The 22509-nt window shown below is 72.6% G+C and carries 22 protein-coding genes; 15 read left to right on the forward strand and 7 right to left on the reverse strand.

Annotated features, from left to right (window positions below; genetic code table 11):
• The 3 genes from A3Q37_RS13840 to A3Q37_RS13850 all read left to right on the forward strand — a co-directional run.
• On the forward strand, nt 1-936 hold a 936-nt coding region (locus A3Q37_RS13840; RefSeq protein WP_065483394.1), incomplete at its 5' end, for a pseudouridine synthase.
• Nucleotides 937-1149: 213 nt separating this feature from the next.
• The gene (locus A3Q37_RS13845) at nt 1150-1920 is read left to right on the forward strand and encodes an NUDIX domain-containing protein (protein WP_065483402.1); all 771 of its coding nucleotides are present in this window, start codon (nt 1150-1152) and stop codon (nt 1918-1920) included.
• Nucleotides 1917-2942, forward strand: a complete 1026-nt coding sequence (locus A3Q37_RS13850; RefSeq protein ID WP_065483413.1) for an ADP-ribosylglycohydrolase family protein — start codon at nt 1917-1919, stop codon at nt 2940-2942. Before A3Q37_RS13845 ends, A3Q37_RS13850 begins: the two co-directional genes overlap by 4 nt.
• Nucleotides 2943-2948: 6 nt before the next feature.
• On the opposite strand, the gene A3Q37_RS13855 is transcribed toward A3Q37_RS13850, so the two are convergent.
• Together A3Q37_RS13855 and A3Q37_RS13860 are read right to left on the reverse strand one after the other, a co-directional pair.
• Nucleotides 2949-3644, reverse strand: a complete 696-nt coding sequence (locus A3Q37_RS13855) for a DNA polymerase beta superfamily protein (RefSeq protein ID WP_065483417.1) — start codon at nt 3642-3644, stop codon at nt 2949-2951.
• 56 nt (nt 3645-3700) lie between these two features.
• Nucleotides 3701-4126, reverse strand: coding sequence for a Rieske (2Fe-2S) protein (locus A3Q37_RS13860; RefSeq protein ID WP_065483420.1), 426 nt, complete (start codon nt 4124-4126; stop codon nt 3701-3703).
• Between the two features lie 253 nt (nt 4127-4379).
• Here A3Q37_RS13860 and aroH point away from each other — a divergent pair, with 253 nt between their 5' ends.
• The 5 genes from aroH (at nt 4380) to der (ending at nt 8854) form a co-directional block, all read left to right on the forward strand.
• A complete protein-coding gene (gene aroH / locus A3Q37_RS13865) occupies nt 4380-4742 on the forward strand; it encodes a chorismate mutase (protein WP_065483423.1) in 363 nt (120 codons plus the stop codon).
• Nucleotides 4739-5824, forward strand: coding sequence for a prephenate dehydrogenase (locus A3Q37_RS13870; protein WP_065483426.1), 1086 nt, complete (start codon nt 4739-4741; stop codon nt 5822-5824). The genes aroH and A3Q37_RS13870 overlap by 4 nt, the downstream gene beginning before the upstream one ends.
• 133 nt (nt 5825-5957) lie before the next feature.
• Entirely contained in the window at nt 5958-6653 is a 696-nt protein-coding gene (cmk, locus tag A3Q37_RS13875) for a (d)CMP kinase (protein ID WP_065483429.1), read from the forward strand.
• Entirely contained in the window at nt 6650-7306 is a 657-nt protein-coding gene (locus A3Q37_RS13880; protein ID WP_065483432.1) for a 1-acyl-sn-glycerol-3-phosphate acyltransferase, read from the forward strand. Before cmk ends, A3Q37_RS13880 begins: the two co-directional genes overlap by 4 nt.
• Nucleotides 7307-7384: 78 nt before the next feature.
• On the forward strand, nt 7385-8854 hold the full coding sequence (der, locus tag A3Q37_RS13885) for a ribosome biogenesis GTPase Der (protein ID WP_065483435.1): 1470 nt from the start codon (nt 7385-7387) through the stop codon (nt 8852-8854).
• Nucleotides 8855-8937: 83 nt separating this feature from the next.
• Here the strand turns inward: der and A3Q37_RS13890 are convergent, their stop codons facing one another.
• Together A3Q37_RS13890 and A3Q37_RS13895 are read right to left on the reverse strand one after the other, a co-directional pair.
• Nucleotides 8938-9273, reverse strand: a complete 336-nt coding sequence (locus tag A3Q37_RS13890) for a hypothetical protein (protein WP_065483438.1) — start codon at nt 9271-9273, stop codon at nt 8938-8940.
• A gap of 137 nt (nt 9274-9410) precedes the next feature.
• The gene (locus A3Q37_RS13895) at nt 9411-10193 is read right to left on the reverse strand and encodes a hypothetical protein (RefSeq protein WP_065483445.1); all 783 of its coding nucleotides are present in this window, start codon (nt 10191-10193) and stop codon (nt 9411-9413) included.
• A gap of 505 nt (nt 10194-10698) precedes the next feature.
• On the opposite strand from A3Q37_RS13895, the gene A3Q37_RS13900 reads away from it, so the two are divergent.
• The 4 genes from A3Q37_RS13900 to A3Q37_RS13915 all read left to right on the forward strand — a co-directional run bounded on the left by A3Q37_RS13900 (nt 10699) and on the right by A3Q37_RS13915 (nt 14398).
• Nucleotides 10699-11982: a glycosyltransferase family 4 protein gene (locus A3Q37_RS13900; protein ID WP_065483455.1), complete on the forward strand. Its 1284-nt coding sequence runs from the start codon at nt 10699-10701 to the stop codon at nt 11980-11982.
• Nucleotides 11979-12818, forward strand: a complete 840-nt coding sequence (locus A3Q37_RS13905; protein WP_065483465.1) for a transferase — start codon at nt 11979-11981, stop codon at nt 12816-12818. Before A3Q37_RS13900 ends, A3Q37_RS13905 begins: the two co-directional genes overlap by 4 nt.
• Nucleotides 12819-12874: 56 nt before the next feature.
• Nucleotides 12875-13840, forward strand: coding sequence for a YafY family protein (locus tag A3Q37_RS13910; protein WP_065483468.1), 966 nt, complete (start codon nt 12875-12877; stop codon nt 13838-13840).
• Nucleotides 13841-14182: 342 nt separating this feature from the next.
• Nucleotides 14183-14398 (forward strand): I78 family peptidase inhibitor, encoded by a 216-nt coding sequence (locus A3Q37_RS13915; protein WP_065483471.1) that lies wholly within the window; start codon nt 14183-14185, stop codon nt 14396-14398.
• A gap of 85 nt (nt 14399-14483) precedes the next feature.
• On the opposite strand, the gene A3Q37_RS13920 is transcribed toward A3Q37_RS13915, so the two are convergent.
• A complete protein-coding gene (locus A3Q37_RS13920; RefSeq protein WP_065483476.1) occupies nt 14484-15500 on the reverse strand; it encodes a phosphatase PAP2 family protein in 1017 nt (338 codons plus the stop codon).
• A gap of 497 nt (nt 15501-15997) precedes the next feature.
• Here A3Q37_RS13920 and A3Q37_RS13925 point away from each other — a divergent pair, with 497 nt between their 5' ends.
• Complete coding sequence (locus A3Q37_RS13925; protein ID WP_065483479.1) at nt 15998-17701, forward strand: MFS transporter; 1704 nt, start codon at nt 15998-16000, stop codon at nt 17699-17701.
• 102 nt (nt 17702-17803) lie between these two features.
• Nucleotides 17804-19024, forward strand: a complete 1221-nt coding sequence (locus tag A3Q37_RS13930; protein ID WP_065483483.1) for an acyl-CoA dehydrogenase family protein — start codon at nt 17804-17806, stop codon at nt 19022-19024.
• 67 nt (nt 19025-19091) lie between these two features.
• Here the strand turns inward: A3Q37_RS13930 and A3Q37_RS13935 are convergent, their stop codons facing one another.
• Nucleotides 19092-19535, reverse strand: coding sequence for a cell division protein SepF (locus A3Q37_RS13935; protein WP_032767521.1), 444 nt, complete (start codon nt 19533-19535; stop codon nt 19092-19094).
• Nucleotides 19536-19844: 309 nt separating this feature from the next.
• Here A3Q37_RS13935 and A3Q37_RS13940 point away from each other — a divergent pair, with 309 nt between their 5' ends.
• Nucleotides 19845-21071, forward strand: coding sequence for a DUF5685 family protein (locus A3Q37_RS13940; protein WP_065483486.1), 1227 nt, complete (start codon nt 19845-19847; stop codon nt 21069-21071).
• Nucleotides 21072-21104: 33 nt separating this feature from the next.
• Here A3Q37_RS13940 and A3Q37_RS13945 read toward each other — a convergent pair whose 3' ends face one another.
• Nucleotides 21105-22043: an ABC transporter substrate-binding protein gene (locus tag A3Q37_RS13945; RefSeq protein WP_065483490.1), complete on the reverse strand. Its 939-nt coding sequence runs from the start codon at nt 22041-22043 to the stop codon at nt 21105-21107.
• Nucleotides 22044-22509: the final 466 nt, after the last annotated feature.

The raw sequence follows: 22509 nt of genomic DNA on the forward strand, positions 1-22509 counted from the left end.
CAGGACGGCCCCCGCAAGGGCCGGGGCGCGGCGGCCCGCGGCGGCGCCAAGGGCGGCCCGAAGTCCGCGCAGGGCGGCAGCGGCGGCGGCTTCCGGCGCGGCGGCAGCCCCTCGCGCCCCCGTGAGCTGGACGCCAAGATCGAGCAGCGCAACCGCGACCGGTACGCGAACAAGCCCGACATCAAGCTGCCCAAGACCCACCCGGGCGCCGAGCAGGAGGGCGAGCGGTTGCAGAAGGTCCTCGCCCGGGCCGGAATGGGCTCGCGCCGCGCGTGCGAGGAGCTGATCGAGCAGGCCCGCGTCGAGGTCAACGGCGAGATCGTCGTCGAGCAGGGCATGCGCGTCGACGTGCACAAGGACGAGATCAAGGTCGACGGCCTCACCGTCGCCGCCCAGTCGTATCTCTTCTTCGCGCTGAACAAGCCCGCCGGTGTCGTCTCCTCGATGGAGGACCCGGACGGCCGCCAGTGCCTCGGCGACTACGTGACCAACCGCGAGACGCGGCTGTTCCACGTCGGCCGGCTCGACACCGAGACGGAGGGCATCATCATGCTCACCAACCACGGTGAGCTGGCCCACCGCCTCACGCACCCGAAGTACGGCGTGAAGAAGACCTACCTGGCCGCCATCCAGGGCCCGCTGCCGCGCGACCTCGGCAAGCGGCTCAAGGACGGCATCCAGCTGGAGGACGGGTACGCCCGCGCCGACCACTTCCGCGTCGTCGAGAACACCGGCAAGAACTACCTGGTCGAGGTGACCCTCCACGAGGGCCGCAAGCACATCGTGCGCCGGATGCTGGCCGAGGCCGGCTTCCCGGTCGAGCGGCTCGTGCGGACGTCCTTCGGGCCGATCCCGCTGGGCGACCAGAAGTCCGGCTGGCTGCGCCGCCTCACCAACACCGAGGTCGGCATGCTGATGCGCGAGGTCGGTCTCTAGAAGTCTCCAGAAGCTTCACCGGGGCCCGCGGTCGGTTCTGTTCGGAAAGTTCGAACAGAACCGGCCGCGGGCCTTTCGCTGTCCCCGTCCATCCTTTATAGTCAGAGTGACTATAAAGGATGAGTCGCTCGAGACGCGGCTCGCCGCCGCTGTCGCCGTCGACGAACTCCTCGCCACCGGCCGGGACTTCGCCGCACCTCTCCCGGAGCAACGATGACCACCCCCGCCCCCGAGGGCTACGACCCGCACGCCTTCGCCCCGTTCGCCGTCACCGTCGACCTCGCCGTCTTCACCGTCCGCGAGGCCCGGCTGCACGTGCTGCTCGTCGAACGCGGCCAGGAGCCCTTCCGGGGCCGGTGGGCGCTGCCCGGCGGCTTCCTGCTGCCCCGCGAGTCCGCCGGGGACGCCGCCCGCCGCGAACTGGCCGAGGAGACCGGCCTCGGCCCGGACACGGTCGGCGCCCTCCACCTGGAGCAGCTGCGCACCTACACCGACCCGGACCGCGACCCGAGGATGCGGGTCGTCTCCGTCGCCTACGCCGCCCTCCTGCCGGACCTGCCCGAACCGCGCGGCGGCGGCGACGCGGCGAGCGCGCGGTGGTGGGACGCGGACGCGGCCGGGCCCCTCGCCTTCGACCACGACACGATCCTCGCCGACGCCCGCGACCGGATCGGCGCCAAGCTCGAATACAGCTGCCTGGCCACCGCGTTCTGCCCCGCCGAGTTCACCCTCGGCGAGCTCCAGCAGGTCTACGAAACCGTCTGGGGGGTCGAGCTCGACCGCCCCAACTTCCGGCGCAAGGTGCTGAGCGCCCCGGGCTTCGTCCAGCCGGTCGGCGGCCCGCCGCGCCGCACCGGCGGCCGGGGCAAACCCGCCGCCCTCTACCGGGCGGGCGACGCCACCGCCCTGCACCCGCCGCTCCTGCGCCCGCCGCGCACCGAAGCCTCCCCCTCCTCCTCCGGAACGGAAGGACACGACCGATGACCCTCGCCACCCCGCCCCTCACCAAGCAGGCCGCGACCGGCGTCCTGACCGGGCTCGCCCTCGGCGACGCGCTCGGCTTCCCCACCGAGTTCAACGACGTGCCCTCCATCCTCGCCACGTTCGGCCCCTGGCGTCGGATGCCCCTCCTGAACCCCGCCGTCGTCTCCGACGACACCCAGATGACGATCGCGCTGGGCCGGGGCATCCGTACCGCCATGGACAGCGGACTGCTCACCCCCGAACGGATGGTGGGCCCGGTCAGCGCCGAGTTCATCGCCTGGTACCACGCGCCGGACAACAACCGCGCCCCCGGCAACACCTGCCTCACCGCCTGCCGGCTGCTGGAGAACACCCGGATCTGGCAGGAGGCCAGCCAGACGCACTCCAAGGGCTGCGGCGCCAACATGCGGGTCGCCCCCGTCGGCCTGGTCCCCGGCCTCAGCGCCGAGCAGCGGGCCGGTGCCGCCCAGCTCCAGGCCGCCCTCACCCACGGCCACCCCACCGCCCTGGCCGCGTCCGACCTGCTGGCCCGCGCGGTGTTCCTGCTCGCCCAGGGCGCCGAACCCCTCGGCCTGATCGGGCAGTTGCGCAGCTACGCCGTGGAGAACCGGGGCCGCTACCACACCCGCTGGCTCGGCGACCTCTGGCGCCACGCGGGCGACGCCACCCCGCAGGCGTACATCCAGCGCGGCTGGGACGAGTGCCTGCTGGCCCTGGAGACCGTACGGGACGCGCTGCGCGACCCGTCGCCCGAGACCGACCCGTGCGAGCGGACCGGCGACGGCTGGATCGCCGAGGAGGCCCTCGCCACCGCCCTGCACTGCTTCCTGCTCTTCCCCGAGGAGCCCGTCACCGCCCTGCGCCGGGCCGCCTGCACCCGGGGCGACTCGGACTCCATCGCCTGCCTGACCGGAGCGCTGGCCGGGGCCCACCTGGGCGCGGCGGCCTGGCCCAAGGAGTGGTCCGAGCGCATCGAGTACCGCAGCGACCTGCTGTCCCTCGCGGCGCTCTGGGACGCCTGAGCGCCCTCAGGCCCGCACCGCCGAGGCCCGCCGGGTCCGTACGAGGAAGTCCTCCACGGCCGCCCGGTCCGGCTCCGGCGGCAGCGGGGACCGGGCCGCCGCCTCGTCGTTCTCCCGGCCGAGGCGGTCCATCCGGCGCTCCACCTCCGCCCAGGACACCTCGCCCCGTTTCACCGCCAGCAGCTCCTCCCGGGCATCCCCCACGCCGATGCGCAGCTCGCCCGTGCGCAGCAGGTCCCGGCTGCTCGCCAGCAGCCGCAGCAGATGCATCGCGTGCTTCCAGCGCGGCGCGCCGTGTACCCGTACGTCCGCCTCCAGCTTCCTCCGCTGGCCCAGCGCGTACCGGACGAACGTGCCGTGCGCCTGACGGGACAGAAACGCCCCGCGCAGCGCCAGCAGCTCCCGGCCCGTGTCGTCCATCGACTCCACCAGCGGGGAGTGCAGACACTCCAGCACGTTCGGGTTGGCCCGGAGCGCCAGCTCGCAGAAGCGTTCCAGCTCCCAGGAGAACTGCTCCGGCGCGGGCCCTTCGACATGCGTCGGCGGCTTCTCGAAGCGCCAGAACAGCGGAGTGGGCGCGAGGAACACACCGCGCCGGTCCGTGTCGCTGTCCTCCGTGGCCAGTCCGAACGCGCGTGAGCCCATCACACAGGCGTAGACCGTGTGGTCGCGTACGAGTGCCTCGTCGGCGGCGGTGATCATGGCCGTGAGCGTACGGGGGAGCGGGCCGCGGCGCCCCTGAGATTCCAGGGCCGTACTCAGCCCAGCCGGATCGCCCCGCCCGAGACGCTGATCTCCTCGGCGGGCAGCGGCCGGGTCGCCGGGCCGGTCTCGACCGCCGCGTCCGTGATGCTGAACCTGCTCCCGTGGCACGGGCAGTTGATGGTGCCGTCGCGCACGGTCGAGACGAGACAGCTCGCATGGGTGCAGACGGCGGAGAACGCCTTGAACTCGCCCTCCGCCGGCTGCGTCACCACCACCTTCTGCTCCTTGAAGATGGTGCCGCCGCCGACCGGGATGTCCTCGGTCCGGGCCAGCTCCGCCCCGCCCGTGGCGTCCCCCGGCGCGCTCGGCGTCGGGCTCGCGTCCCCGCCGCCGTCCCCGTCGGAGGATCCGCAGCCGGTGGCCAGGGCGGCGGCGCCCGCCGCACCCGCGGCCAGCACCGTCCTACGCCGTGCGTTCATGGAGGCTCTCCTTCGGTGACGGTCGGTGGGGGCCATCGTGGCGGCGGCGGGCCCCCGGGCGAAGCAACCGGGCGGGCCGTGCCCCCGACCGGGTGGCGGACCGGGCTCCGACGGCTGCGGCCCGCCCGTCTCACGGACGGAACACCGTGACCGGGCCCGCCGCTGTCGATCTAGGCTGAGGTGAGCCGCCGGCCGCCGGGCCGGAGGCGGACGAAGCGTGAAGAGCACATGAGCGAAGAACGAGGAGTGCGACGTGGCGGTACGAGCGGTCCGGGGCGCCGTCCAGCTGGAACGGGACGAGGCCGGGCACATGGACGAGCGGGTCGGTGAGCTGCTGACCGCCGTCCTGGAACGCAACGAGCTCGTCGCCGACGACCTGATCAGCATCTGGTTCACCGCCACCCCGGACCTGCACAGCGACTTCCCGGCCGCCGCCGCGCGCGGCCTCGGGATCGTCGACGTACCCCTGATCTGCGCCCAGGAACTGGACGTCGAGGGGGCCATGCCCCGGGTCGTCCGTATCCTCGTGCATGTCGAGACCTATCTCTCGCGCGCCGAGATCAACCACGTCTACCTCGGCGCCACCGCCGCCCTGCGCAAGGACATCGCCCAGTGAGAACCGCCCTCGTCATCGGAACCGGGCTCGTCGGCACCTCCGCCGCCCTCGCGCTGGCCGGCCGGGGCATCCATGTGCACCTCGTCGACCACGACCCCGAGTCGGCCCGCACCGCCGCCGCGCTCGGCGCCGGGACCGAGGAGCCGCCCGCCGGCCCGGTCGACCTCGCCGTCGTCGCCGTGCCGCCCGCGCACACCGCCGCCGTCCTCGCCACCGCCATGCGCGACGGCGTGGCCCGCGGCTACCTGGACGTCGCCAGCGTCAAGGGCGGCCCCCGCCGCGAGCTGGAGGCGCTCGGCCTCGACCTCACCCCGTACATCGGTACGCATCCCATGGCGGGCAAGGAGCGGTCCGGTCCGCTGGCCGCCACCGCCGACCTCTTCGAGGGCCGCCCCTGGGTCCTCACCCCGACCCGGGACACCGACACCGAGGTGCTCAACCTCGCGCTGGAACTGGTCGCCCTCTGCCGGGCCGTCCCCGTCGTCATGGACGCCGACGCCCACGACCGGGCCGTCGCCCTCGTCTCGCACACCCCGCAGCTGATCTCCTCGATGGTCGCCGCCCGGCTGGAGGAGGCCGACGAGACCGCCGTACGGCTGTGCGGACAGGGCATCCGCGACGTCACCCGGATCGCCGCCTCCGACCCCCGGATGTGGGTGGAGATCCTCTCCGCCAACCCCGGCCCGGTCGCCGACGTCCTCGCCGGGGTCGCCGCCGACCTGGAGGAGACCGTGACCGCGCTGCGCGGCCTCGGCTCCGCCGACGCGGAGAGGCGCAGCGCGGGCACCCACACCATCGAGGACGTCCTGCGGCGCGGCAACGCCGGCCGCGTCCGGGTCCCCGGCAAGCACGGCGCCGCCCCCACCGCGTACGAGACCGTCGCCGTCCTCATCGGCGACAAGCCGGGCGAGCTGGCCGCGATCTTCGCCGACGCCGGGCGGGCCGGGGTCAACATCGAGGACGTCCGCATCGAGCACGCCACCGGCCAGCAGGCGGGCCTCGTCCAGATCATGGTCGAGCCCAGCGCCGCCCCGGTCCTCGGCGCGGCCCTCCAGGAACGGGGCTGGTCGATCCGCGGCTGAGCCCGGGACGCCCGCCACCCGGCCGGGTGGCGGGCGCCTCCGCCGTACGGGGTACAAGGGCACGTCCCGCACTCGGTAACCTGGTACGAGGCCGTTCCCTGGCCCGTCCGTCCCCACCCCGTGTACCAGGAAGGTGTCCACCACCGTGGAAACCGCACGCTCCTCCGTGATCGTCGCCATCGACGGGCCCTCGGGCACCGGCAAGTCGAGCACCTCCAAGGCCGTCGCCGCCGCGCTCGGCCTGAGCTACCTGGACACGGGCGCGCAGTACCGGGCCATCACCTGGTGGATGCTGACCAACGGCATCGACGTGAGCAACGCGGAGGAGATCGCTACCGCCGCCGCCAAGCCCGTGATCGTCTCCGGCACCGACCCCGCCGCCCCGACGATCACCGTCGACGGCGAGGACGCCTCCGGCCCGATCCGCACCCAGGAGGTCACCTCCAAGGTCAGCGCCGTCAGCGCGGTCCCCGAGGTGCGCACGCTCATCACCGCGCTCCAGCGCTCCATCGCCGCGGCCGCCACCGGCGGCATCGTCGTCGAGGGCCGCGACATCGGCACCACCGTGCTGCCCGACGCCGACCTCAAGATCTTCCTCACCGCCTCCCCGGAGGCCCGCGCCGCCCGCCGCAGCGGCGAGGTCAAGGGCTCCGACCTGACCGCCACGCGTGAGGCCCTGATCAAGCGGGACGCCGCCGACTCCGGCCGCAAGACCTCCCCGCTCGCCAAGGCGGACGACGCCGTCGAGGTGGACACCACCGAGCTGACCCTCCAGCAGGTCATCGAGTGCGTCGTCACCCTCGTCGAGGGGAAGCGGGTCGCCGCGTGAGCGATGCCACCGGCGCGCCCACGCTGCGCGGAGCGGCCGTCGGGCGCACCATCGGCATCGGCCTGATGTACGGGCTGTGGAAGCCCCGGGTGCTCGGCGCCTGGCGGGTGCCCGCCGCCGGACCCGTCATCCTCGCGGTGAACCACTCCCACAACATCGACGGACCGATGCTGATGGGCACCGCACCCCGGCCGGTGCACTTCCTGATCAAGAAGGAGGCGTTCGTCGGCCCCCTCGACCCGTTCCTGCACGGAATCGGGCAGATCGAGGTGGACCGTACGACCGTCGACCGCACCGCCATCAGCCACGCGCTCGGCGTACTGGAGAACGGCGGAGCCCTCGGGATCTTCCCGGAGGGCACCCGGGGCGAGGGAGACTTCGCCTCGCTGCGGGCCGGACTCGCCTATTTCGCGGTACGGGGCGGGGCCCCGATCGTCCCGGTGGCCGTCCTGGGAAGCACCGAGCGCCGCGGACGGCTGATACGGGGGCTGCCCCCGCTGCGCAGCCGGGTCGACGTCGTCTTCGGCGACGCGTTCGACGCGAGCGCCGACGACGGGCGGCGTACGCGCAAGGCGCTGGACGAGGCGACCCTGCGGATCCAGGCGAAGCTGACCGCCCACCTGGAAAGCGCCAAGCGCCTCACCGGGCGATAGGCCAGACTTGACCTGACTTGAGTAGTGGACCGCGCTGATCGTGGTCCATCGATGATGATGCAAAGAGGAACGGACTTCATGAACGACCAGATTCACTCCGAGGGCTCGGGCCACGAGCACGGAGAACTTGGCGATGCCGAGTACGCGGAGTTCATGGAGCTCGCCGCGCAGGAAGGCTTCGACCCCGAGGAGGTCGAGGGCGCGCTCGACGAGGCCGGTCACGGCCCGCTTCCCGTGCTCGCCGTCGTCGGCCGCCCCAATGTCGGCAAGTCGACCCTGGTGAACCGGATCATCGGCCGCCGCGAGGCCGTCGTGCAGGACAAGCCCGGTGTCACCCGCGACCGCGTCAGCTACGAGGCCGAATGGGCCGGCCGCCGCTTCAAGGTCGTCGACACCGGCGGCTGGGAGCAGGACGTGCTGGGCCTCGACGCCTCCGTCGCCGCCCAGGCGGAGTACGCCATCGAGACGGCCGACGCGGTCGTCTTCGTCGTCGACTCCACCGTCGGCGCCACCGACACCGACGAGGCCGTCGTCAAGCTGCTGCGCCGGGCCGGCAAGCCCGTCGTCCTCTGCGCCAACAAGGTCGACGGCCAGAGCGGCGAGGCCGACGCCACCGCCCTGTGGTCCCTCGGTCTCGGCGAGCCCTACCCGGTCTCCTCGCTGCACGGCCGCGGCACCGGCGACATGCTCGACGCGGTCCTGGAGGCCCTGCCGGACGCCCCGGCCCAGAAGTTCGGCACGGCCCTCGGCGGGCCCCGCCGGATCGCCCTGATCGGCCGCCCGAACGTCGGCAAGTCCTCCCTGCTGAACAAGGTCGCGGGCGAGGACCGGGTCGTCGTCAACGAGCTGGCGGGCACCACCCGCGACCCGGTCGACGAGCTGATCAACCTCGGCGGCATCACCTGGAAGTTCATCGACACGGCCGGTATCCGCCGCCGCGTCCACCTCCAGGAAGGCGCGGACTACTACGCCTCGCTGCGTACGGCCGCCGCCGTGGAGAAGGCCGAGGTCGCCGTCGTCCTGATCGACTCCAGCGAGTCCATCAGCGTCCAGGACCAGCGCATCATCACGATGGCCGTGGAGGCCGGGCGCGCCATCGTCGTGGCCTTCAACAAGTGGGACACCCTCGACGAGGAGCGCCGCTACTACCTGGAGCGCGAGATCGAGACGGAGCTCGCGCAGATCTCCTGGGCCCCGCGCGTCAACGTCTCCGCCGTCACCGGCCGCCACATGGAGAAGCTGGTCCCGGCCATCGAGACCGCCCTGGAGGGCTGGGAGACCCGCGTCCCCACCGGCCGGCTCAACGCCTTCCTCGGCGAGATCGTCGCCTCCAACCCGCACCCGATCCGCGGCGGCAAGCAGCCGCGCATCCTGTTCGGCACCCAGGCGGGCACCAAGCCCCCGCGCTTCGTGCTCTTCGCCTCCGGCTTCCTGGAGCACGGCTACCGCCGCTTCGTCGAGCGCCGGCTGCGCGAGGAGTTCGGCTTCGAGGGCACCCCGATCCACATTTCCGTCCGGGTCCGCGAGAAGCGCGGCCGCAACAAGTAACACCGGCGTACGACGAAGCCCTGGGCCGCTCCCACGAGAGAGCGGCCCAGGGCTTCGTCGTACTGCCTCTGCCCGTCCGGGCCTCAGGAGTCCCGTGACCCCGGCGGCAGCGCTGCGGGACGGGGCCGTCCCGCATGCCGCCCGACCCGCTGCCAGGAGCCGAGGCTGCCGGTCGTGTGCTGGCTCTGCCCGCCGCTTCCGCTCTGGCCGCTGTGCCCGCCGTGCGAGGAGGAGGCGGAGTGACCGCTCAGCGGGGCCCTGGAGGCGAAGAGACCGGCGCCGAAGGCCGAGAAGGAGAGATTCTCCTCGCCGCTCCGGTCGCCCGGCAACGCCCGGAACGAGCGCCGGTACTCGGAGTACAGCGCGTCGTAGATCGGGGTGGGGGACGGGCCCCCCGACGGATCCTGCGAAGGACGCATGGCAGGGATCTGACTCTGATGCTGGCGAGGGGAGTCGTATGAGTGCACGTAGGTGCCAACGACCTCACGGCCCGTCGGATGCGGCCCCGCCGGAGAAATCGCTGTTCGGAGGGGGTGGCCGAGCCGGCCGGACATGATCAGGTCCCGGCCAGCGGCATCGAGGCGGCGACCAGGAGCCCGTTGACCGCGGCCTTCTCCAGGGCGTCCCGCAGCAGGTCCTCGCGCGGCTGCTGGCCGATCGTGCCGGCCGGGGCGGCGAAGACGAGGACCGTCTGCGACTTGTTGACCGCCGCCCGCCAGCCCTCGGTGACCTGGAGCGGCTGGTGGGCCTGCCACCAGGCGACCGGGTTGCCGCCGCCGGCGCTCGGCTGGAGGACGGCGTGCAGCTGACCCACCGCCAGCAGCACGGACCAGCCCGGGAGGACCTCCGGCAGCCGGTTCATGTCGGGGGCCGGGCGGAAGCCCTGCTCCAGCAGCAGCTGGAGGAACTCGTCGCCCCCGCTGCCGTCGGTGCCGGGCCGGGCGACCGGGCCGGTCGGTTCGACGACCAGGGCCGGGCGCAGATCGTTCTCGATGAGGACGAGTCCGCTGGTGATGCCGAGGACGGCCTGTTCGGGCATGAGCCCCTCCGTGTCCTTCTGCTCGCTTCCGGTGATGCTGCGCACCGCGCCCTGGAGCTGGTCCTCCGCGACCCTGACGACCTGTGAGGGGATGCACGTCGCGTGGGCGAACGCGAGGACGGCGGTCTCGTCGCCGATGAACAGCACGGTGCTGGTGCGTTCCTGGTCGGAGTCGCCGGGGGTCCGGCAGGAGGTGCAGTCGTAACTGCCCGGGGCGTTGTCGCCGACGAGCAGCCGGTCGGCTTCGTCGTCGCCGATCTCGGCGCGTACGTCCTGGCTGACGTCGAGCATGCGCGGCACGGGGGCTCCTCGAACTCGGTGCGTGGGCCGGGTGGTTCCCGGCTCATGAAGAGACAACGCGGGATCCGTGGCCGGGGTCACGCACCTGGGCGGACGGAAGTGCGGCCAGGTCGACACATCGGTACATCGACTGTTCGGCGTACGGCTCCCGCGTGTCCGGCGTACGGCTTCCGCGACCCGCCCGGAATTTTTGCCGGGACGCAGGCAACCTCCCGGCATTTTCCTTCGTCAAGCTCGGAGGAATGTATTGGCGAACGAGTGGCGGGCAGGCGCCGGTTTACCGCACCGGTGGGCCCGTGGGAGCGGGTCCGGCACATACGGACCCGCAGGAAAACGGATGGGCAGCCTCCGGAACCCGCAGGTCAGTGGGGGTCCGGTGACGGAACCGGGGATCCCGTGCGCCATCTCGCGGATGCTCCGGGATTTCCCGGCGTATTTCGGGCACAAATCCGCGGGGAAGTGACAGTCTTGACCAGGCCGGGTCGACAGGGGAAACAGCGACACCATGCATATTTCTTTTCTTCTGCACAATGCCTACGGAATCGGAGGAACGATCCGGACGACGTTCACGCTCGCCCGTACGCTCGCCGAGCGGCACGACGTCGAGATCGTGTCCGTCTTCCGGCACCGTGACGCCCCCGTCCTCGGCGCGCCCGAGGGCGTGACGCTGCGCCACCTCGTCGACCTGCGGAAGAAGAGCGCGACCTACGACGGTGAGAACCCCGAACACGCCCGGCCCGCCACCGTGTTCCCGCGCGGCGACAGCCGACACAAGCAGTACAGCCGGCTCACCGACGCCCGCATCGCCGCCCATCTCCGGTCCATCGAGGCGGACGTCGTCGTCGGCACCCGCCCCGGACTCAACGTGCACATCAGCCGGCAGACCCGCCGCGGACCCGTGCGCGTCGGGCAGGAGCACCTGACCCTCGACAGCCACGGCTACCGGCTGCGCCGCGAGATCGCCCACCGCTACCCGCTGCTCGACGCGCTCACCACCGTCACCCGCGCCGACGCCGACGACTACCGCGGCCGGCTGAAGCTGCCGGGCGTACGGATCGAGGCCATCCCCAACGCCGTCCCCGAGCCCGCCTGCCCGCCCGCGGACGGCGACCTGAAGTGGGTCGTCGCGGCCGGCCGGCTGCACCGGGTCAAGCGCTACGACCACCTGGTGCGGGCCTTCGCCCAGGTGTCCGCGGCCCGCCCCGACTGGCGGCTGCGCATCTACGGCGACGGGGACGCGACCGGGAACGAACAGGCGGCGCTGCGCGGCCTCATCGACGAACTCGGCCTGCACAACCATGTGTTCCTGATGGGCTCGGCCAACCCGATGGAGGCCGAATGGCCCAAGGGGTCGATCGCCGCCGTCACCTCGGAGCGCGAGTCCTTCGGCATGACGATCGTCGAGGCGATGCGCGGCGGACTGCCGGTCGTCGCCACCGACTGCCCGCACGGACCGGCCGAGATCATCGAGGACGGCGTCGACGGCCGCCTGGTGCCGGTCGGCGACCCGGACGCGACCGCCGCCGCGCTGCTCCAGCTGATCGAGGACGACGGACTGCGCCACCGGATGGGCGGGGCCGCGCTCAAGGCCTCGGCCCGCTTCGACCCCGCCCGCATCGCCGAGCAGCACGAGAGCCTCTTCGCCGAACTCGTCGCGCGCGGCACCCAGGGACACGGGCACGGCCCCCTGCGCACCGCGCTGCACCGCACCCGGGGCAGCGTCCTCGACGGGGCCTACGCCGTGCGCTACAAGGCCGCCGACCTGCTCCGCAAGGGAAGGACCTCATGAACGCCACCGCCGTACGCGCCGACTGCGCCGCCGACCGCGCCGGAACCCTCACCTTCGACCTGATGACGGCCCCGGCCCCGGCCCCCGACTCCGTGCTGCTCCTGCGCCGCCGGGGCGCGGCCGGCAGGAAGCCCGGCGGCACGATACGCATACCGCTCAGCAGGCCGTCGCCCGGGCGGCTGCGGGCGGTGCTCCCCGCCTCCGCCGAACTGGCCGAGGGACGCTGGGACGCGTATGTCGAGGAGCCCGGGGACGAGCCCGCCGAGGCGGTCGTCGAACCCGGGCTGCGCGATCTGCGGGCCCTCGTCGACCGCTGCCCGGACACCGGGGCCGCCACCGTCAGCGCCCGGGTCCCGTACCCGACGCTCGACGGCCGGCTCGCCGTGCGCAGCTGGGTCCGCGCCCCGCACGCCGAAGCGGGCGCCGTCCTCGCGGGCCCGTCCGGCATGACGGTCCGGGGCGTGCTGTACGGCGTCGAGGCGGGGGAGGGGGCCACGGTGGAGGCCCGCCTGCCGGGGGAGCCGGGCCGGGTGCACAGCGTCCCGCTCACCGCCCCGGACCCGGACGGACCGGCCGGGTCCTTCGCCTTCACCCTGCCCTACGCCCCGGTGGCCGCCGGACCCGTGCCCGAGGCGCAGCTCTGGCAGCTGTGGCTGGTCCCGGCGGCGGGCGCGGACCGGGTCAGGGTCTCCCGGATCCTCGACGACGTCTGGTCCCGCAACAAGTCCTTCGTCTACCCGGGCCACCCGGCGGCCCCCGGGGTGCTCGCCGCTCCCTGCTACACCGCCGACAACGACCTCTGCCTGCGCCTGGAGCCCGCACCGGCCGTCGGCTGAGTAAGGGAGGGGCTTGCGGACGGGGGCTGTCCGCAAGCCCTGGCAGACTCGCCCGCATGTTGGAGACCTCGGCACGGCTGCTGCGCCTGCTCTCACTGCTCCAGACCCACCGCGACTGGTCCGGCGCCGATCTGGCCGACCGGCTCGGCGTCACCCCGCGCACCGTCCGCCGGGATGTCGACAAGCTGCGCGAACTGGGCTACCCGGTGAACGCCGCCCGGGGAACCGGCGGCGGCTACCAGCTCGGGGCGGGCGCCGAGCTGCCGCCGCTGCTGCTCGACGACGAGGAGGCCGTCGCGGTCGCCGTCGGCCTGCGCACGGCCGCCGGACACGGCGTCGAGGGCATTGGCGAGTCCTCCGTACGCGCGCTCGCCAAGCTGGAACAGGTGCTGCCGAACCGGCTGCGCCGCCGGGTGGGCGCGCTCGGCGCGTTCACCGTGCCGATGCTGCGCGGCCAGGACGCCTCCGCGGTCGACCCCGGCCTGCTCACCGAGCTGGCCGCGGCCTGCCGGGACGCCGAACGGCTCCGGTTCGCCTACCGGACCCACGGCGGGGAGTCCTCGCGCCGCACGGTCGAGCCGCACCGGCTGGTCTGCACCGAGCGCCGCTGGTATCTGGTGGCCTGGGACCTGGAGCGGGAGGCCTGGCGCACCTTCCGGGCCGACCGGATCACCCCGACCCCGCCCCACGGCCCCCGCTTCGTCCCACGCCCCCCGCCCGCCGAGGATCTGGCGGCGTACGTCTCCCAGGGCGTCGCGGTCTCCGCCTACGCGGCCCGCGCCGTGATCCTGCTGAAAGCTCCACTGGCGGAGGCAGCCCAGCGGATCTCGCCGTCCGCCGGGGTCCTCGAGGCCGTGGACGCGGACAGCTGCCGGCTGACCACGGGCGCGCCGGATCTCACCGTGCTGGTGATCCACGTGCTGGTGATGGGGATCGATTTCGAGGTCGTCGAGCCTCCCGAGCTCACCGAGATGATGCGGGACGCGCGGGACCGGCTCACGCGGGCGCTCGACGGACCGTGAGTCTCCGGGGTGATTCCCCGGAGTGACAAGGAAATGAAGGTTTACGGGGGAGCGAAATTCCGGTGTCCCGGCCATTCGGACGAGCCGCCGTTCCGATCGTAAAAGAAGCAGGTCACCCCATGATTCCGGAAGGCTGCCGAGACCATCGTCGGACCGGTGAACCGGGACCCCGGATAATGCGCGCCGATGCTTCTCGCCGGTCCGTTCGAGTGAATGGAACCGCGTATATGCGTGTGGGGATCCTGTGACACAAGCGTGACCGCCACGGCACGTGGAGATGCAGTGGAACGCCCCGGCGGGCCCCGCCTTCCGTCACGGTCCGGGGCCGCCTACGGTGAGGGCATGGCATCTCTACCGACCCCTCCAGCACAGCCGGACGACGCCACCGACGCGTATGTCGGCCTCGCCGCCGACGCCGCCGAGCGGCAGGCCAGAAGCCGTGGCTGGGACACGGTCCGGGCCGTCCCCCCGGGCACGTTCCTGACCATGGAGTTCCGCCACGGCCGCATCAACTTCCAGGTCGAGGACAACACCGTGACGCGCTGCTGGGTGGGCTGACCCGCCCCCGCGCCCGGTTCGGCACCCCGCGAACGCCGAAGGCCCCGACCGTGGTCGGGGCCTTCGGCGTCGCTACGGGCCTGTGTCAGCCGCCGGTCATCGGGCGGGCCGGGCTGCCCGCGCGCGGGCCCCGCTCGGTGTGCGGCGGCGGACGGCGGACGCCCGCCGGGGCCACCGGCATGGAGCCCGGGCGCGCGGGGTGCCCGGTGTGGGCCCGCGCCCGGACACCCGTCGCCGCGTGCCCGGCGGGGAGCACCGGTTCGGCCGGGGCGGTCACGGCCTCGGCGGTGAGGGCGTCGGTGGCCATCGACTGCGGCAGCAGCACCGGCTGCGGCCCGGTATCGGCCACGGGGGCCGGACCGGCCCCGCCGCGACGCTCCCGCCACCGCTCGCGCATCGCGAAGATCCAGGCCTCGGTCCGGGCGATCAGCGGCTCGAACCAGGGGAGCGCCAGCAGGATGAGCAGCCCGGCCGCCCATCCCAGCAGGACATCGCTGAGCCAGTGCGTACCGATGTAGACGGTGGTGAGGCCGACGCCCAGCGAGACCGTCGCGGAGACCGCCGACAGATAGCGCCTGGCCCGGGGCGTGGTGGCCAGATAGGCGAGGATTCCCCAGGTCACGACGGCGTTCGCGGTGTGCCCGGAGGGAAATATATCGCCGCCGGCGAACATCTCGGCCGAGCCGATCTGCGTCGCGTAGTGCGGGCCGAGCCGCCCGAGCCCCAGCTTGACCGCGCCCACCGTGACATTGAGCAGCAGCAGGGACGTGCCGAGGACCAGCAGCGGCCGGAGCGTGTGCTGACGCCAGGAGCGCCAGCCCAGCCAGCAGGCGACCATCACCGCCGTGGGGCCGCGCTGGCCGAGCACGACGTAGTAGTCCAGGAAGGGGTGCAGCTCGGGCCACTGCTGGTAGGGCCGGAACAGCATGACCTTCCAGTCCAGGGCCACCAGCCAGGACGTGATCAGCACCGCCCAGACGATGGCGAGATAGAACGCCAACGTCCCGCCGAAGAGGGCGATGCGGTGACGGCTCATCCGCGGTGCCTCTATCTTCGGCGGTTCCGGCTCCCGGTCCAGCCGGGCAAAGATGTCGGTACGCACCCAATCGACGTTACAGCGAGTGAGCGCGCGAGCAGGCCAATCCGGCCGCTTTGTGATGACGATGTGATGTGGACTTTGTCTCGGGACGCCGTCTTTTCCGGGCGTCGGGAAGAATCCCCGTGATCTTGGCCCCAAAAGCGCGCGGGTTCCGTTCGTAAGCGTGTTTGATCTCTCGGAAAATGAGCCGCACCGGAATCCGCGGCAATTGATCCCGCCATTCGGGGGAGACGCACGCCGCCCCCGCCGTCCTCGCGCCGGCCGCTTGTGCCCCCGCCGCGACGGGCCCGTCGGCCCTCCCGGGGGAGCCCCCCGACCGGGTCCGGGATGGCGTACGCCACACTGTGCGGCGGACCGGGGTATGACGTGGACCACGTGTGACCACCCCGAACTCGCGTACGCTGGCGAATCACTCGCCCGTCGATGCCGGGCCCGAGGGACGCGCACCCCACGTCACCGTCGGTCCGCCGAGCGCGAGGGACTCATCGGGAGGTAGGTAGATGTCCGGGACGACCACGGCCGGAGTCCGGCTGCGCAAAGCCGCCGACGACGCCAACCGCTGGGTCGTTCTCGTCGTCCTCTGTCTCAGCCTTCTGGTCGTCGCCCTCGACGCGACCGTGCTTCATGTCGCGGTTCCGTCCCTCACCGAGGATCTGCGCCCGAGCGGCACGGCCCTTCTGTGGATTGTCGACGCCTACCCCCTCGTCTGCGCCTCGCTGCTCATTCTCTTCGGCACGCTGGGTGACCGGATCGGCAGACGGCGTGTGCTCCTGATCGGTTACGCGCTGTTCGGCGCAGCCTCCGTGCTCGCCGCGACGGCCGACACCTCCGGCGTCCTGATAGCGGCCCGGGCCCTCCTCGGCGTCGGCGGCGCGATGATCATGCCCGCCACGCTGTCGATCCTGCGCCAGGTCTTCCCCGACCGCCGGGAGCGGGCGCTCGCCATCGGGGTGTGGACCGCGGTCGCCGCGGTCGGCGCCGCCACCGGTCCGGTCGTCGGCGGCTTCCTGGTCGAGCACTTCTGGTGGGGCTCGGTCTTCCTGATCAACATCCCGCTGATGGCCGTGATCCTGCCGCTCGGCCGCTGGCTGCTGCCCGAGTCGCGCGGCGGCGAGGACGGCCCGTGGGACGTGCTGGGCGCGCTGATGGCCGCGGCCGGGGTGCTCGGCGTCGTCCTGGGCGTCAAGCGCCTGGGCGGCGGTGCGGGGCTCCTGGATCCGGTCGCGCTCGGCCCGCTGGCCCTCGGTCTCGCCCTCCTGATCGTCTTCGTCCGCCGCCAGAAGCGCCGCAGGCATCCGCTGATCGACGTCACGATGTTCGCCCGCCCGGCGTTCTCCACCGCCGTCGGCTGCATCGTGCTGGCCATGCTGGCGCTGGTCGGCCTCCAGCTGATCGCCGTCCAGTACCTCCAGCTGGTGCTGGGGCTCACCCCGCTGGAGACCGGGCTGCGCCTCCTGCCGCTGACCTTCGCGGCGATGGCCGCGGGCGCCACCGGCTCGTACACCCTGCGCCGCCTCGGCCCCCGGCGCATGGTCGGCTGGGGCTTCGTCCTCACCGCCTCCTCCGTGCTGGTGCTCACCGCGATGGGCCAGCACGACCGGCCGGGACTGCTCACCGCCGCGTTCGTGCTGCTCGGCTTCGGACTGCAAACCACGCTCTTCGGGGCGTACGAGTCGATGCTCAGCGACGCCCCGCCGGAGCGGGCGGGCGGCGCGGCGGCGATCGGCGAGACCTCCTACCAACTGGGCGCGGGCCTCGGCATCGCCCTGCTCGGCAGTGTCATGAACGCCGCCTACGCCCCCGGCCTCGCCTCCCTCCGCGAGCAGGGCGTCCCCGCCCGCGCCGGGGCCGAGGCCTCCCACTCGCTGGGCGAGGCCTACCAGGTCGCCGCGCAGCTCGGCGGCCCGATGGGCGATCTGCTGCGCACCACGGCCCAGCACGCCTTCATCGACGGACTCCACATCACGCTCTTCGTCAGCGCCGGGCTGCTGCTGCTCGGGGCGCTGGCCGCCCTGCGGCTGCCGAAGGTCATGGAGTGCCCGCCGAAGGAGCCCTGCCGCCGGACCGAAGCCGAACCGGCCGAGCCGGCCAAGGCCGCCGAGCCCGTCCGGCCCGCCGGGCGTGCCCGCCGGATCCCGCGCCCGATGCTGCCCGCGCGCCGCGAACCGGCCGAGGCGGCGGGCTCTGGACGAGCGGCACACTGACCCGTAACGTCAGCACGACGCCCTGACTACCACTGCTAGTTTTCGGAGGGCGGGCGTCTCCCGGTCCCTCCGAGCACCGTGCGAGCCGCCGGAGGCACCCTCATGTCCAGCACCGCGTCCGCGAAGCCGTCGAAGCTCCCGCCGTTCGACGCCGCCGATCCCCTCGGCATCGACGACCTGCTCGGCCCGGACGACCTCGCGATCCGCGACACCGTCCGCACCTGGGCCACCGACCGCGTCCTGCCGCACATCGCCGAGTGGTACGAGAAGGGCGAGCTGCCCGGCATCCGGGAGCTGGCCCGCGAGCTCGGCGCCCTGGGCGCGCTCGGCATGTCCCTCGACGGCTACGGCTGCGCCGGGGCGAGCGCCGTCCAGTACGGGCTGGCCTGCCTGGAGCTGGAGGCCGCCGACTCCGGGATCCGCTCGCTCGTCTCCGTACAGGGGTCGCTCGCCATGTACGCGATCCACCGCTTCGGCTCCGAGGAGCAGAAGCAGCGGTGGCTGCCCGGCATGGCGGCCGGCGAGATCATCGGCTGCTTCGGCCTGACCGAGCCCGACCACGGCTCGGACCCGGCCGGGATGCGGACGTACGCCAAGCGCGACGGCGAGGACTGGATCCTCACCGGCCGCAAGATGTGGATCACCAACGGCTCGGTCGCCGGCGTCGCGATCGTCTGGGCGCAGACCGACGAGGGCGAGGACGGCCGGGGCATCCGGGGCTTCGTCGTCCCGACCGACACTCCTGGCTTCTCCGCGCCGGAGATCCACCACAAGTGGTCGCTGCGCGCCTCGGTCACCAGCGAGCTGGTGATGGACGAGGTGCGGCTGCCGGCCGACGCGGTGCTGCCGGACGCGCAGGGGCTGCGCGGCCCGCTCAGCTGTCTGAGCCACGCGCGCTACGGCATCGTCTGGGGCGCCATGGGCGCGGCGCGGGCCAGCTTCGAGTCGGCCCTCGACTACGCGCGGAGCCGGGAGCAGTTCGGCCGGCCGATCGGCGGCTTCCAGCTCACCCAGGCCAAGCTGGCGGACATGGCCCTGGAGCTGCACAAGGGCATCCTGCTCGCCCACCATCTGGGCAGGCGCATGGACGCGGGACGGCTCCGCCCCGAGCAGGTCAGTTTCGGCAAGCTCAACAACGTGCGGGAGGCGATCGAGATCTGCCGCACCTCGCGCACGATCCTCGGGGCCAACGGAATCTCGCTGGAGTATCCGGTCATGCGGCACGCGACGAACCTGGAGTCGGTGCTCACCTACGAGGGCACCGTGGAGATGCACCAGCTGGTGCTGGGCAAGGCGCTCACCGGTCTCGACGCCTTCCGGTGACGGAGGTGCGCCGTGACGCACACGTCGGCCGGATGCGTTGACCGGGACGTTCCGGCGAGCGCCCTGCTCAGCTCTGGTTGAAGAAGCCGTCGGTCTTCCGGCCGGCGGCTTCGCCCGCCACCACCTGGGTGTCGGCGGGGGAGAGCAGGAAGACCCGGGTGGCCACCCGGTCGATCGAGCCGCGCAGACCGAAGATCAGCCCGGCGGCGAAGTCCACCACGCGCTTGGCGTCGGCGGGGTCCATGGCCGTGAGGTTGACGATCACCGGGACGCCGTCCCGGAACAGCTCGCCGATGGCCCGGGCGTCCCGGAAGCTGTCCGGGGTCACCGTCGCGATCCGGCGGTCCCGCTCCTCGGCCGCCTCGGCGGCCACCTGCACCCGGGGGTCGGTGACCCAGGCCTGATTGCCCGTACCGGTCTCTGTGCCCTCGTTGTACTCGTCGTCGTAGTACCGCTCGTCGTTGTCCTCCACGAGGCCCAGCCAGGCACTCGCCTTGCGCACCGATCCCATGGACGCCTCCTCTCACCGCGGTTCTGTGGCGTTCCGCATCTCTTTCGTATCCCTATGGTCGTCCATGATGCGGATAGCGCGCCAAGTAGATAGTCGGCTCGCAGGCGATTCGTGACGCTACTGGTGCAGAGGATGTGGCGATTCGTCAGGGTTCGTCCTGCATAAGGAGGGTTGCGAAAAGAAGATATGATGCTTCGAGCCGTACGGGTGATCCTGCCGACGGACGGGTGAACGGATGGCTCGATACGATGCACGACGCCCCGGTGCACGAGCGTCGCGCACCGGCTGAACGGCTCCCGGGGGATCGTCGTGTTCGGAATCGTCAGGCCCTGCACCCACCGCCTCTCCGAAGGTCTCAGAGTCGAGTGGATGGCCCATCTCTGCGGTCTCTGCCTGGCTCTGAGGGCGGATCACGGACAGTTCGCGCGTATCGTGACGAACTATGACGGCCTCATCGTCTCCGTCCTGACGGAGGCTCAGACGGGCCTCGCGCCCGGCGGACGGCGCACCGCGGGCCCCTGCCCGCTGCGCGCCATGCGCACCGCGCCGGTCGCCCAGGGCGAGGGGGCCCGGCTCGCCGCCGCCGTCTCGCTCGTCCTCGCCTCGGCCAAGGTCCGCGACCACGTCGCCGACCGGGACGGGCTGTTGGCCCGCCGCCCGGTCGCCGCCGCCGCGCGCCGGGTGGCCGCCGGATGGGACCGGGCGGGCGCGCGGACCGGGGCGGCCCTCGGCTTCGACACCGCCCTCCTGGTCGACGCGGTCGACCGGCAGACCGGGATCGAGACGCTCGCCGGAATCGGCACCCCGCTGCTGACGGTCACCGAACCCACCGAGACCGCCACCGCCGCCGCCTTCGCCCACACCGCCCACCTCGCCGGGAAGCCGCAGAACGCCGCGCCGCTGGCGGAGGCCGGCCGGCTCTTCGGGCGGCTCGCCCATCTGCTGGACGCCGTGGAGGACCGGGAGGCTGACGCCGCGTCGGGCGCCTGGAATCCGCTGACGGCCACCGGTACCTCGCTCACCGAGGCCCGCAGGCTCTGCGACGACGCGCTCCACGGCGTACGGCTCGCGCTGCGCGAGGTGGAGTTCACCGACGGCAAGCTCGTCCACGTCCTGCTCGCCCACGAACTGCGGCGCTCGGTCGACCGGGCGTTCGGCACCTCCTCCTGCTCGCACCGGGAGGGCCAGGAGGGGCAGGGAGGCCAGGGGCTGCTGACCCCGGGCGGCTCCTTCGGGCCTCCGCCGGGCAATCCGTACGGCGCGCCGCCCGGCAACCCGTACGCTCCCGGCGGCCCGGGCTCCCCGCCGCCTCCGCCGCCCCGCGACCGGCGCGGGCTGATCGCCGGCTGCCTGGTCTGGGTCGGGCTCGCCTGCACCTGCCAGATGTGCTGCGGGAGTTTCGAGGACCCCTGGAGCCGGGAACAGCGGCAGGCGCCGTGCCAGAACTGCGGCGACTGCTGCGAGGCGTGCAGCTGCTGCGGCGACTGCGGCGAGGGCTGCTGCTGTTGCGGGGATTCCTGCGGCTGCGACTGCTGAGCGCCGACCGCGGCCCGCCGGGCTGACGCCGGGTCACTTCAGCTCGGGTGGCGAGATCTCGGAGGTCTCGATCGCGGACTCGGTGGTGCCCCACTTCTTCAGGATGCGGTCGTAGGTGCCGTCCTCCTTGAGCCGGTTGACCGCGGCCTGGAAGGCGGGGGTCAGCGGGCTGCCCTTCTTGAAGGCGAAGCCGACGTCGAGCCGCTTGAACTCGTTGAGGAAGCGCAGCCCCTCCAGCTGGGTCACCGCGTAGCGCAGCCCGTTGATGGTCGACATCACCACATCGGCCCGGTTCTGCTGGAGCGAGATCCACACCGCCGCCTGGTCGGCGTAGGTCTTGACCTTGTACGGCTTTTTGCCCGCCTCCGCGCACCGGGGCAGATTCTCCTGGAGCGTCACCTCGAAGGTGGTGCCCGCTCCGGTCGCCACGTCCAGGCCGCACAGCTGCGTCAGGTCGTCGACCTTCTTCAGCTCGCTGTCCTCGCGGACCGCGAAGCCCTGCCCGTCGTTGATGTAGGTCACGAAGTCGATGGTCCTGCGGCGTTCGTCGGTGACGCCGAAGTTCCCCGTGCCCAGGTCGTACTTCCCGCTCCCGAGCGCCGGCAGGATCGCCTCGAAGGACGCCACCTCGCGCTTCAGCTTCAGCCCGAGCACCCGGGCCACCGCGTCCGCGAAGTCGATGTCGGCGCCGGCCGCCGTGGAGCCGTCCTCCTCGTAGAAGGCGCCGGGCGGCGCGCCGACGGACGAGGCGATCCGCAGCGTGCCGGCCTCCCGCACCCCGGCGGGCAGCAGCTTCGCGGCGGCCTCGTCCTTGCGGACCTTCGAGACGACATCGGTCGTCGGGGTCTTCCCCTTGGCGGCGGCCCGGCCGGATCCGCCGCCCGCCGCGTCCGTGGGCTCCGCACAGCCGGTGAGCGTCAGGGCGGCCACGGTGATCAGGGCGAACAGGCCGGTATGCCGGGATCGGGACATGGGGGTGCTTCTCCGGGTTCGTCGGGGGACGCCGACCATCCCGGGCCACGACGGCACGGAGCCGGGACGGCACGGGGGAACGGCGAGAGCGTTCAGCGATGCGAGAACGTTCGGCGGTGCGAGCGTTCAGCGATGCGAGGGGAGGGTGGAGCGGTGTGGCGAAGGCGAAGGTGAAGTCACGCGGGGAACGGGGCTCGAACGCCGGAAAAGCGGCGTGAGCGGGAAGAAACCGGACAGCAGAGGGTCAGCTCAACAGGAAGAGGACCACACACGACCGAAGTCGATGTGGGAGCGGGTGACCAGCCACTGCTGCGGATGCATGGGCCAAGTGGAACAGGCATCCGGGTGCGCGTCAACCGAGGTGAGATCTACGGCTCACAGTATGGACAGGCTTGACAACTCCCCGCGCACGCCGCTTATCTCGGAGGAGGACCGGCGCTGAGGGGCCCGGTCCACGTGTGGTTTT

It is taken from the genome of Streptomyces sp. PTY087I2, from assembly GCF_001687325.1.
Taxonomy (GTDB): domain Bacteria; phylum Actinomycetota; class Actinomycetes; order Streptomycetales; family Streptomycetaceae; genus Streptomyces.

Bases quoted from the DNA above. Each gene is read 5' to 3' on its own strand.
- A3Q37_RS13860 (WP_065483420.1), bottom strand. From the start codon at position 4,126: ATGAACGCACGGCGTAGGACGGTGCTGGCCGCGGGTGCGGCGGGCGCC.
- A3Q37_RS13845 (WP_065483402.1), top strand. From the start codon at position 1,150: ATGACCACCCCCGCCCCCGAGGGCTACGACCCGCACGCCTTCGCCCCG.
- A3Q37_RS13855 (WP_065483417.1), bottom strand. From the start codon at position 3,644: ATGATCACCGCCGCCGACGAGGCACTCGTACGCGACCACACGGTCTAC.
- A3Q37_RS13850 (WP_065483413.1), top strand. From the start codon at position 1,917: ATGACCCTCGCCACCCCGCCCCTCACCAAGCAGGCCGCGACCGGCGTC.
- A3Q37_RS13925 (WP_065483479.1), top strand. From the start codon at position 15,998: ATGTCCGGGACGACCACGGCCGGAGTCCGGCTGCGCAAAGCCGCCGAC.
- A3Q37_RS13890 (WP_065483438.1), bottom strand. From the start codon at position 9,273: ATGCGTCCTTCGCAGGATCCGTCGGGGGGCCCGTCCCCCACCCCGATC.
- A3Q37_RS13930 (WP_065483483.1), top strand. From the start codon at position 17,804: ATGTCCAGCACCGCGTCCGCGAAGCCGTCGAAGCTCCCGCCGTTCGAC.
- A3Q37_RS13910 (WP_065483468.1), top strand. From the start codon at position 12,875: ATGTTGGAGACCTCGGCACGGCTGCTGCGCCTGCTCTCACTGCTCCAG.
- A3Q37_RS13935 (WP_032767521.1), bottom strand. From the start codon at position 19,535: ATGGGATCGGTGCGCAAGGCGAGTGCCTGGCTGGGCCTCGTGGAGGAC.
- der (WP_065483435.1), top strand. From the start codon at position 7,385: ATGAACGACCAGATTCACTCCGAGGGCTCGGGCCACGAGCACGGAGAA.
- A3Q37_RS13900 (WP_065483455.1), top strand. From the start codon at position 10,699: ATGCATATTTCTTTTCTTCTGCACAATGCCTACGGAATCGGAGGAACG.
- A3Q37_RS13915 (WP_065483471.1), top strand. From the start codon at position 14,183: ATGGCATCTCTACCGACCCCTCCAGCACAGCCGGACGACGCCACCGAC.
- A3Q37_RS13905 (WP_065483465.1), top strand. From the start codon at position 11,979: ATGAACGCCACCGCCGTACGCGCCGACTGCGCCGCCGACCGCGCCGGA.
- A3Q37_RS13945 (WP_065483490.1), bottom strand. From the start codon at position 22,043: ATGTCCCGATCCCGGCATACCGGCCTGTTCGCCCTGATCACCGTGGCC.